Source organism: Nocardia pseudovaccinii NBRC 100343 (genome assembly GCF_001613225.1).
Taxonomy (GTDB): Bacteria; Actinomycetota; Actinomycetes; order Mycobacteriales; family Mycobacteriaceae; genus Nocardia; species Nocardia pseudovaccinii.
On sequence record NZ_BDBY01000042.1, the window covers coordinates 1 to 10,665 of the forward strand.

The window sequence follows — 10,665 nt, forward strand, 5'->3', positions numbered from 1 at the left end:
TCCCGTCGCGCTCAGTCGGATGCTGCAGATGCGGAATCCATTTCGCCCACGCCCACTGCGGCGCGTCCGGATCCGCGCAGACGATCGCGACGCCCAGGTGGTCGGGGCCGTGGAAGGTGACCATCTCCATCACCATGGCGCGCGCCAGCATCCGCGAATCCTCGCTGGAGCCGCCGATATTGATGGCCGGGAAAGCCCGCATCGACACCGCCGTCGGCAGCTGGTGCACGACCGCGTGCGTGCGGGCGAAGCGCCGCAACGCCACCGTCGACACCGGATCCAGATCCTCCAGCGGACCGGTCTCCGGGCGCGCCAGCTTCGTCGCCAGCCGATGGCTGCCGACACCCACCCGCACATGCCCGAAGTCGGGGTCGTTGGGCCGGCGCTCCCACATCCGGCGACTACCGATCAGCGAGGCCAGGTCGGCGGGCTCGGGATGGCTCCAGAGCAGCGCGCTCAGCTGCTGGCTACCGGTGCGGCGGACGTCCTTGCGGATCTGGTCCAGATAGCGGTAGTAGTCCTTGCGCTCCTCGTTGAGTTCGACCGCCCGCTTACCCGTACCGCCGCGGAAGCCGGCCATCATGCCGACCATCGACATGAGCATCATCATCGGGAACATCAGCATGAACGGGTTCTGCAACAGGCTGCGGCCCATCATCGCCATCATGGCCATCATGCCGACGACCGCGATCACCATGACGACCGGCATCAACTTCGTCAACAGTGGCGCCGGCACATTGCGCGGCACCTCAGGCGGGGCCGCCAGCATCACCTCGCCGCCGGGCGCCCGCGGCGGCGCGACACGGGGGCGACGGACGAAACCTTCGGTAACCATAATTCAGCGCTCCAGATCCGAACTACCGCAGAAGAACTCGACGTGACCGACGACCGGACCAAGGCCGAACTCGCCGATTTGCTCGGTACGGTCGATCAGCACATTCGATCGATCGCCGAGACACAGCGGCAGCGCGTCGAACTCACCGCCACCGCACGACAGAAGCCAGGTGCGCATCACTGTCAATGCCGACTGTGCCGTCACCGAAACCCACTTCGGCGGCGACATGGACGATTCGGGTCACGAAATCGCCGACTCCGTCACCGGGCCAGCCCAGAGGTGTCCCGTAGATCCCAGGACCGAACCTGCTACGACGACGTCAGGCCCTGGCCCTCCGCCGTTCTCGGCGACCGAGCCGACGACCGCTCAGCAATTCGACGTCGGAGGTCCTGATCGACGACAGCTGAGATGCCCGGAACCCGTACATTTGCCGCGGATCACCGGCAATTACATACCGGACCTCAACGGTGGCCACGAAACCTACCTCCCTTGTGCGAATCCTGTTGGTTCACAGCCCTTCTTCTCATTCCGGCGGAGTCCGATACCGGTCGGGCTACTGTCGGAGTGTAGAAAGATCAGCACGGCACGCACGTGAACCACAGCGCCACATGGGGAGAATATTCGCGCCAAGACGAGTTGCCGGTGCGCAACGCCCCGAGCGCCCCAGCTAGTGGATTCGACGCGTACCGGCGCGGGTGACACGCACAGTTCGGCGTCGAATCGCCACTGCCCACCTTCAGCCTGGACAAGGTCGGCGACTTCCGAGTCAGGGCCCCGGCTATCCGGAAGCGTCCGCAACTCGGCATCTCGATGCGGGAAGCCGTTCAACCCGTCTTGGGGGTGTCAGGTAGTCGTGTGGCGGTTCCCGCGGCGCGGGGATGGGACCTCGCCTCGACCGGGCACGGTGATGCGTCCTCGGAACAGTGGTTTCCGGGCACCGAATGCCATCGGCGAACACTCTGCCCGACAAGGAAACCCGTGACGTGGCGCATGAACTCCCGATTGGCGCGGGCGGTCAGCCGGACGACCGGAAGCGCCTGCCAACGCCTTCTCGGCAGCGTCGCGATCGGCGGCGAAGTAGTCCGTGCCACCGGTGGGTACATCTCGACGAAAAGTGCCGCGGAGCATCACCACACCGAGTGGATGCTCGTCTGCCAGGCGAACTGACACAACGGCACGTCGCCGGTGGACAAGGTTTCCCTCCGAGGCAGCAAAACACCTTGCCTACATGGTAATTCAGACGATACGCGAGGAAACCGTTGTGGCGCCGTCGAATCCGCCACCGCCATCGTGGTGCTCGCGCGACTGCTCCGGACGACCGGCGGTCTCTGCCGCGCCGAGCACCGAGGGGGCGGCGTGGATCTTCCCGTCGAGGTGGTCGCCCGCGTCACCGGCCAGGCTGGCACGCGGGAACCGTGACACGTCCCGCGACGCCACGCTGCCGCCCGATGCGGCCGGGCTGAACGGGACCGTGCTCGAGTTCGAGGCCGCGCCGTGTACGGGCACCGGCCGCGCCGTGACCTCCGTAGTCGTCCCACGCTGCGAATACACCGGGGCCCGATAGGAAGTCCGCACCCGAGGGACGGCTCCGGGCATCGATATCGCGCCCATCAGCAGGGCACCGGGCGAGGTATCCACCGTCGCCGACTGCCGGGCCGACTGCTCGGCCATCAACGCCTCGTCCGGGGCTATCCGCGGCGGCTGCGCCTGCTGCCACGACGTGGCCAGCGGTTCGGTGGCCGACTCGTAGCTGCGCATCACTCGCGAGGCCACCGCCTTCGCGAGATCGGCGTCCGTATCCGTCTGCGCGGCACCGGCTTTCAAGGGCGCTCCGAGCATGCCGCCGATCGATTCCAGCATCCGCTGCACCTGCTGAATGGATTCGAGGTCGGCGGTGTTCGGCATCGCCAGTCGCGCTACCTCGTAGGCGACCACCTGCGCCTGCATCCGCGCGGCATTCTGCGCCGCCGCGCCCGCGGCCTCCGCCAGCCAGTCCCGCAGCGTCGAAACTCGTTGGATAACAGCGTCACTGCGACCGGATTGCCAGGCGCCGCGCAGCGCGGCGAGGATCTGCTCGTATTCGACGACCGCGGCGCCGAATCCGGTAGCCAGCCGCGCCCATGCGACCGCGGCCTCGGCCATCGGCACAGAGCCCGGCCCCCTGGTGAGGTCCTGCGCGAGCTTCTGCGGCTCGCGGGCTTCCCACACCACACCCGTGAACCCCGACGGTGGCACCTCGATCATCTGCTGCGCAATACCTTTCAGGCAGAACCGTCGACCGAGCCCAGATCGGCGGCGTTCTGGGCCTCCATACGGCCGATCTGGTTCGCATTCAGCCGCAGCGTCGCCGCCAGCTTGCGCATCTCGTGCACGCTGGCCTGCGCGCCGGCCAGATAGGACGTCGCGACGTCGTTCCCGGTCTGTGCCGCGCGGACCGACACCTCGTCGGCGCCGGCCGGTTCGACGGTCAGCGCGGGTTCGGCGGCCGACAGGTCGGCGGCCAGCCGATCGGCCAGCGCGTCCAATCCTGTGGCCGCCCTTCCGGTCGCGGCACTGTCGAACTGCACGCCCTCGCTCATAGTGCGTCCTCCTTCGTTGTAATCGGCACCCACGTCAGAGGGTGAACTCCTTGTCCGGTCCTGGGGCCGCCGTAACGTCGGTCGCGCCTACCACCGGCAGCGAGACCCTGTCGATCCTTCCGACGACCTCGTCGCCGTGCTCACCGGTCACGAGGTCGGCCCGCACCGCCTCGTCTCCGGACGCCGCTCCGCCGCGCGCCGCTCCGGCGCCGCCCAACGGCATGTACGGGCTACTGCCGCCGGGGCCGGTGGTCGACATCTGGCTCGCACCACTCGACATCTCCGATCCGGCTGGGGCCGCCGCCGCACTGCCACCACCGGCGGCGCGGGTGCCCTGCCAAGGAGTCAGCGGCTGGCCGGGCCGACCCGCAGCCACCCCGCCGCCGGCAGTCCCGACAGCACCGCCGCCGACCCCGCGGCCACCAGCACCGCGGACGGCGACGGCGCCACCGGCTCCGCCAGCCGCCACAGCATCCGGCTCTGCGACGGAGACCGCCGCCGACGTCGACGAATTCGACTTCGCCAGTTGGCCTATCGCCTGCGGTCCCATACTCATCAGCGACGTCAGCATGCTCAACATCCGCGACACGTCCTGCGAGGACTTGACGCCGTCGGGGGCGCCGGTGACCGGGATCTTGACGCCGGTCTTCGCCATGTCGACGCTGTGCACCCCCAGCTCGCCCTTGGTCTTCGCCGTAATACCCAGGGCCTCGGTGATCGACTCGATCGTCTGCTGCACCAAGAACACCTGGCCAACACCGCTGACGATGAACAGCGGCGCCATGGCCATCACAGCGGACTGCTTTGCCACCACACCGGCCAGCTGCGCAGAGCCGACGGCCACACTGGCGGCGGCACCCAGCAGCGACTGCTGCTCACCCGCATTCTGGACTTCGAGGGCCGCCGAGTCAGCGCTCGCAGCCGCTGCCTTCCGGGCGACCTCCTCGGCGCCCTGGCCCTGCGACTGGGACATCAGCAGCGATAGCGCCGAGCTAGCCAGCGGCATCGCCGACTGCAGCACGCCGGACAGGTTCGACAGCATCTGGACCGGGTCCATCCCCGGCGGGGGTGGAGCCGCCGCGGGCTGACCGGCCGGGGCAGGACGGCCGCCGGGCACCGGTCGTGCTTCGGGATTCCCCTGCGGCACAGTGCCTTCCGGCACGGGCGCCGGAGCCGGTTCGGCCTCAGGCGGCGGCGCAAACCGACCGGCGCCGAAGGCCGAGACGAGGTCCGTCAGCGGACGCATCAGCGCACTGAGGTCGATCACCGGCAGCGGCGGCAGGCCCGGCAATGGCGGGATTCCCTGTAGATCGGGCAGGCCGGGCAACCCCAGGCTCCGCAGGATGTGGTCCACCGGGTGGTCCAGCATGGGCGCCAGCGCACTGCCGCGCAACAACTCCAGCACGGCGGGATCCGGCAATCCCGCCTCCGGCGGCGGACTCGCGCCCGGCAGGCTCATCGCTGCGTGCCGACCGATCCGATGTCCACGCCGGACGCCGCATCGCAGGTCTCGTAAGTGGCGGCCGCCTGGTGCGAGGTCAATGCCGTACCCGCGTGCACCGCAGCCAGCTGTGCCACCGATGTCAGGTGGTTGGCCTGCGCGAACGCGTAGGCCAGCAGGAACTCCTGACCGATAAGGCCGAACACCGGCACGGCGGCCGCCATGGTCGCGGTCTGATCGACCGATCCCGCCGCGGCGATATCGGCAGCCATGAGGGCCGACGTGTCGCCGTATCGGCGCAGCGCATCCGGCACTACTTGCACTCGATTCATGACCCTCATCCAATCCCGAGACACCCCATGGTGTTTCGTTCGGCCACAGACCACCACGGTGCGCCCGTCGATGGTGACCGGCGCCGGATCAGACGGACCCGGGGGTGGTCGGGACCGTCTGATCGGGCAACCGGATCAAAGTCTAGGAAGTTCGGCACGACGTACGCGTGAACCAGGGCGTCATCCAAGTGGGACATCCACGCCACACGCCGGCCCGCCCGAGGGCGAGCCACTCGGGGACGACGGAGAGCGACATCGCGAGGCCAACCTCAGTCGGCACACTCGCAGTCACCCAGCGCATCGGCGCTTCCCGGCCGTCGAGGATCAGGGTGCCGAGCGAGCGTATTCGGCGGGCGTCAGGCCGTAAGTCTTCTTGAAGGACCGGATGAGGTGGCTGCTGTCCGAGAAATGCCAATAGGCTGCGATTTCGCCGATGCTCAGCCGCTTGGGTGACGTGGTGAGAGCGAGCCTGGCCTCTTCCAGCCGCCGATGCCGGATGTAGGCGGTAGGCGACTCCCCCACCGAGGCGAACGCCCGTTGCAGGGTACGGAGGGAGACATTGAGCTCACGCGCCAGCATCGCCGAAGAAAGGTCGGGATCAGCGAGTCGGCGGTCCGCCAGCTCCTTCGCCGCCTGGGTGAGCGCGGCAGCCAACTGGGGTTCCACGTCGTCGAACCGGCCCAGGACCACCGCCTTGACGAGCTCGACCAGGGCGCTTTGCGCGGCGCGTTCACCTGCCTCGCTGAGGTCGGCCATCGTTTCGCGGACCATGTTCGCGTGGGCCACCAGCAACCGCATCTCGGCAGAGTCCGCCGGTCCGGTGATGATCCGGTTCCGGAGCAGCGGTTCGATGACGGACTGCGGCATGCCGAGAATGATCTTCGCCGTCGTGTGTGGCTGCGTGTCGAAATGCTTTGGTTGCCTGAGCTGCTGGAGCAGGAACTGCCCGGCCGACACGGAGTGCTCGCTGAGACCGGACCGGTCACCCCATGTCCAGGCACCGCGCGACACCACATACAACTGGATCGCCCCGTCGACGCCGTCGGCCGGGCGTCCCGTCCGGAGGGGCAATACGCTGTGCATGTCGATCATTGTCAAGTCACGCATCCGGGCAGCATGGGTCCTCACCCGGAAGTCTCCGACCGTGTCCGGGCTGAAGGTAGGCATCGGTTGGTCAGCGCCGAACCGCGCCGCCCACTCGCGGCGGTACGCGTCGAATCCACGCGTTGCCCCATCCGAGACCGTGAAGTCCACGAAAATCTCTCGCGACGCGCTCGAACCTGTGTCGCGGCTCCCGGTTGTGGGCTGACCCAAGTCAGAGGTTGTCACGTTCAGCTACTACCTAACATCACAGGTTTGATGGCGAATCCTAACCACACCGTGGCGCGGATGTCCTGTCTGCGGGGCGCTGTGGTTCAAAGCGCATATCGTGCCGATCCTTCCTACACTACGACAGAGCCCGACCAGCCATGGACGCCGCTGGACCCCGTAGCGAGATAGGTGTTCATGGCCGCAGTCGAGGCCCGGCGCGTGATGGCCGGTGACCCCCAACGAATCCGGCAGCACCGAAGATCCGCGCGGTGATCGTCTACCCCGAGTGGATGGCGAAAGTTCGAGCCGACAATCTCCCAGCGCTGCACTCGTTCGTCACCGGGCTCGAACACGACAAGCGAATCATGTCGAGCGGTGGACGTTCCGACGTCCCAATCACAAAAAGTGGGCCGGAACCAGGCCAAGCGGGCCTCTGTCGCCGAGTTTCCATACGGATGGCGCTGTGGTTCATGCGCGGGCTGTGCCCACCTTCCTATGCTTCGACATGGCCATGATCGGTCGTGGCCAGCGCAACCGAGGACAAGCAATCGTTATGTGCGAGAGGGAGTTTCCATGACTTTGTTCGACGTTCGCCGCGGCATCGTCGCGGTGGGTATCGCCGGGGCGGCCGTGCTGACGGTTCCCGTATCGGCCACCGCCGATTCGGCGCCCTCCATCCCGGGCGACCCTCCGGCAGGCGCACCCGACATGGGCGTCCCGCCGGGCGGTCTGGAACCGAGCATTCCCGGGGGGTCACCGAACCCCGGCACACCGAACCCGGGCACACCCAATCCAGGCACACCGAACTCGGGGACACCGGCGAATACCCGATAGGTCGGTCCATACGACACCGGTCCCGTCCGGCACGGTGAATCGGCCGGGTGATTCAAACGGTGGAGCAATCCGCTGGATCACCCGGCCGGATCGACCTTCGGCTGCGCTCGTCACGCCCCGGCCTGCCGACTCACGGTGGGAGACCGATGAATCCGGTCGGCACCACCGCCGATCGAACGATATTCCCGCCACTACGCCCCATCGACCAGGAGCCGGAACGATGCCGGACTGGTGAAGGACGCGGTGTATCTCCCGCAGTGACTTGTCGAAGTCGAAGCAGTGCAGCGCTTGCCCGATGAATACCGCGTCGGCGCTGCCGTGCGGCAGCGGCATCCGTTCGGCTCGCCCGTCCAGAGTTCGGACGGGCGGGAACAGGCGCGCTGCTTCCGCTCGCATCCGTTCATCGGGTTCTACCGCGACGACCTGGGCACCGAACAGCAGTAGTCCGCCGGTCAGTTTTCCGGTGCCGACGCCCAGATCCACGACCTGCGGCGCCGACATGGCGACGGGATCCGAGCCGGGGTCGCATCCCTGTGGTGCTCCCGGCGATCCGGTCATCCCCCAGCAAATTGCCGCCGCCGGATAGGTCGGTCGGTATTGCACATATTCGCGTGCCGCGGCCCCGAATGAGCCGACGCGCCATTCATGAATGCCTGAACCCGTCGAAGGGGCATCGAGTATCTCGTAGGCGCCTCGTACGCTGGTCGTCATAGCAGCTCCTGCCGGGGACAATCGAACTACAGTCGAAGCGTAAGAATTCAGGCAGCCCACGCGCGTGAACCACCGTGCCATCGCGACAGAACATTCGCGCCACCAGGCGACCGCGCCCGCCGGCCGGGGTCCGACTCAGCGCTACCTTTCGCTCGGGTACGGCTCATCGTGTTGTTCGGGCACGTCAGAGGTCGGTGATGCCGATATTGAGTGAGGCCACGAGGGTGGTGAGGGCTGTGTGCATGTCCTCGGCCTCGATCCGCATCAGCAGGGATTCGTCGGCGGCCGCCAGGTCGAGGGAATCGTCGTTGGCGAGGCGGAATTCGCGTTCCTCCTCGGCGGCTTCGACCACATTGCGGACGAAGCGGCCGTTACCGGCCAGGTCGACCCCGCGCCGTGGTGCTCCACTCTGGTCGGTGCTCTCCAGGCTGTACAGCTGCTCACACGCCCGCACGAGGATTTTCTGCGCGTCCTCCGACAACTCCGAATCCCGGGAGCCGGCGATCAGCGTGCCGATGCGGCCGAGTTCTTCCGGTGTGTACGAAGGGAATTGGATGCGCTTGGAGAATCGCGACGACAGGCCGTCGTTGGCCTGCAGCAACCGATCGATCTCCCCGTCGTACCCGGCGATGATCACCACCAGACGGTCGCGGTCGTTCTCCATCCGCGCCAGCAACGTATCGACAGCCTCACGACCGAACGCGTCACCACCCGAGAGCCCGGTCTGGATCAGCGTATAGGCCTCGTCGATGAACAGCACCCCGTCCATCGCGGTATCGATCAGCTTCTCGGTCTTGATCGCGGTGGAGCCCAGGTGCTGGCCGACGAAGTCACCGCGCTTGGCCTCCACCACCTTATCGGTCCGCAAAATCCCTATGCCGCAATAGATTTTCGCGACCACCCGGGCGATGGTCGTCTTGCCGGTACCGGGTGGGCCGGTGAACGCCAGATGCTGGCCGCGGGGAGCGGCGGAAAGGCCCTTCTCGGCGCGGATCTTCGCCAGCTGCGCGGTCGACTGCAGCTTGGCGACCTGGTTCTTCACCGCACCCAAACCGATCTGACGCTCCAGCTCCGCCCGCGCCTCGGCCAGCACCTCCTTGGCCCGGCCCTCGGCCTCCGCTTGCTGCATCGACGCCATCGACGGCGCCGACGCCGGATCCCAGCGATCGGTACGCGCCTCGATCGACTCACTGCTTGTGACCGTGATCCGGTAACCCCGATCCCGCATCGCGGCGGTGTTGGCCGCGAAATCCGGCACCTGCGAATACACCTTCTCGAACAACGCCTGCGCCTCGTCCTCCCCGCCCGTCTCCCGCAGGCACAACCCCCGGCAGAACATCGCGGCAGTACGCGCCGCCGGAATCGGCCCCACCTCGGCCCGCGCCATCCGCCGGATCGCCTCACCGAACAACCCCAACTGCGCACACGCCGAACCCACCATCACATGCGCGCCGGTCGCGAGAAACGGATCATCCCAGTCCGCCGACCCCGCCAGCACCGCCATCACGTCCGGCCAGCGTTGCGTGTTGTAGTGCAGCACCCCCCGCACGTACGCCGCGACAGGCCTGTCCACCTCCTCGCCCGCTTGCGTCCCGAAACCCTTGTCCCCTGGACGATCCGGGTCGCCGAGCCGCGACTTGCGGTGGGCCTCGAGTTCGTCGAGCACCCGCTCGGCCTCGTCGTACTCCTTCGCACCGATCAGATGCGCGGCCCACGCCAGCCAGATCTCCGCGTAACTCGACAGCGGATAGTCGACATACAACCCCAGCGGAAACCGGCCCGCCAGCACCCGCGGCGGCAGCCCGACCCGGCGCTGCTCGCGATACAGCGTGCCCGCACTGGTCTTGTGGAGGTTGAACAACACCTCCTCGGTAACCTCGCCCGCCGCCGCCCGGCCCAGCCAGGCATCACACATCGTCGGATCCCACTCGGTCGCGCGCTGGAACGCCAGCCTCGCGTACTCCGGATCCGGCACCGACTCCTGCCCATCGATAGGCAGACCCAGAGACAACGCTCCAGCGTCGAATGCGCGCTGCGCCTGACGGTTACCGCTCACGATTACATTTCCCATTCATCGGCCGATCACTGGTTGCCACACGGCAATTCGAACTATCGAACTCGAACCGAATACCGACGGCCGACCGGCATTTCCGGCCGACCGTCGGTATTCCCTCATCAGAACCGCTCGCGCGGACTCAGAGGCCGGCGAAGCCGTCGCCGACACGGCGGTCGGCGTCGAGCGCGGCGTGCTTAGCGTTCTCGACCTTTCCGGCCAGGGCGTTCAGCTTCTGGCGGGTGTCCTGCAGCGCCTCGTCCATTGCTCTGCTCGACTGATCGAAGGCCAACTGGGCCTCCGAACCACCCAGGTTGTCGTGGAATGCTTTGGCAGCGGACTGCAGCGCGTCGATCTCGCCGTTGATCTTGCTGCCGTTGGTCTGCAACTGATCGAACAGCTCGTCCATCGCCCGGGGGTCGTACAGAATCTCGCTCATGTTCTCAATTCCTCTGTGGTCGAATGAAATACGGGACTATTACTGGTTCAGAAGGAGGTGTCGTCCATCTTCACGAGGGTCGACTTGCCCGAGGTGACGGCCTGCGACAGTGCATCAAGCCGCTGGTTGA

The 10,665-nt window shown here is 67.0% G+C and carries 11 protein-coding genes and 1 pseudogene; 2 read left to right on the forward strand and 10 right to left on the reverse strand.

Annotated elements, in window-relative coordinates; all coding sequences use genetic code 11:
* Positions 1-835: pseudogene (locus NP3_RS05830) on the reverse strand (type VII secretion protein EccC); the annotation flags it as partial.
* Positions 836-838: 3 nt separating this feature from the next.
* Positions 839-1,039: a hypothetical protein gene (locus tag NP3_RS05835; RefSeq protein WP_157124142.1), complete on the reverse strand. Its 201-nt coding sequence runs from the start codon at positions 1,037-1,039 to the stop codon at positions 839-841.
* Positions 1,040-1,813: 774 nt separating this feature from the next.
* Here NP3_RS05835 and NP3_RS05840 point away from each other — a divergent pair.
* A complete protein-coding gene (locus tag NP3_RS05840) occupies positions 1,814-2,002 on the forward strand; it encodes a hypothetical protein (protein ID WP_063038546.1) in 189 nt (62 codons plus the stop codon).
* A gap of 69 nt (positions 2,003-2,071) precedes the next feature.
* Here NP3_RS05840 and NP3_RS05845 read toward each other — a convergent pair whose 3' ends face one another.
* From NP3_RS05845 to NP3_RS49780, 5 genes are all read right to left on the reverse strand, one after another.
* Positions 2,072-3,079: a PPE domain-containing protein gene (locus NP3_RS05845; RefSeq protein ID WP_063824697.1), complete on the reverse strand. Its 1,008-nt coding sequence runs from the start codon at positions 3,077-3,079 to the stop codon at positions 2,072-2,074.
* A 17-nt stretch (positions 3,080-3,096) separates the two neighbouring features.
* Entirely contained in the window at positions 3,097-3,414 is a 318-nt protein-coding gene (locus tag NP3_RS05850; RefSeq protein WP_063038558.1) for a PE family protein, read from the reverse strand.
* A gap of 34 nt (positions 3,415-3,448) precedes the next feature.
* Positions 3,449-4,873 carry a hypothetical protein gene (locus NP3_RS05855; protein WP_063038548.1) on the reverse strand — a complete coding sequence of 475 codons (1,425 nt, stop codon included), beginning with the start codon at positions 4,871-4,873 and terminating at the stop codon, positions 3,449-3,451.
* Positions 4,870-5,187, reverse strand: a complete 318-nt coding sequence (locus tag NP3_RS05860; RefSeq protein WP_063038550.1) for a type VII secretion target — start codon at positions 5,185-5,187, stop codon at positions 4,870-4,872. The genes NP3_RS05855 and NP3_RS05860 overlap by 4 nt, the downstream gene beginning before the upstream one ends.
* 324 nt (positions 5,188-5,511) lie before the next feature.
* Positions 5,512-6,441, reverse strand: a complete 930-nt coding sequence (locus NP3_RS49780; RefSeq protein WP_218024815.1) for a helix-turn-helix domain-containing protein — start codon at positions 6,439-6,441, stop codon at positions 5,512-5,514.
* Between the two features lie 630 nt (positions 6,442-7,071).
* On the opposite strand from NP3_RS49780, the gene NP3_RS48925 reads away from it, so the two are divergent.
* Complete coding sequence (locus tag NP3_RS48925; protein WP_063038552.1) at positions 7,072-7,332, forward strand: hypothetical protein; 261 nt, start codon at positions 7,072-7,074, stop codon at positions 7,330-7,332.
* Here NP3_RS48925 and NP3_RS51400 read toward each other — a convergent pair.
* From NP3_RS51400 to NP3_RS05880, 3 genes are all read right to left on the reverse strand, one after another.
* The gene (locus NP3_RS51400; protein ID WP_084508233.1) at positions 7,252-8,124 is read right to left on the reverse strand and encodes a class I SAM-dependent methyltransferase; all 873 of its coding nucleotides are present in this window, start codon (positions 8,122-8,124) and stop codon (positions 7,252-7,254) included. The two genes, NP3_RS48925 and NP3_RS51400, sit on opposite strands and share 81 nt — an antisense overlap.
* 103 nt (positions 8,125-8,227) lie before the next feature.
* Positions 8,228-10,099, reverse strand: a complete 1,872-nt coding sequence (eccA, locus tag NP3_RS05875) for a type VII secretion AAA-ATPase EccA (RefSeq protein WP_174566173.1) — start codon at positions 10,097-10,099, stop codon at positions 8,228-8,230.
* Positions 10,100-10,238: 139 nt separating this feature from the next.
* Complete coding sequence (locus tag NP3_RS05880) at positions 10,239-10,535, reverse strand: WXG100 family type VII secretion target (protein WP_063038556.1); 297 nt, start codon at positions 10,533-10,535, stop codon at positions 10,239-10,241.
* Positions 10,536-10,665 lie beyond the last annotated feature (130 nt).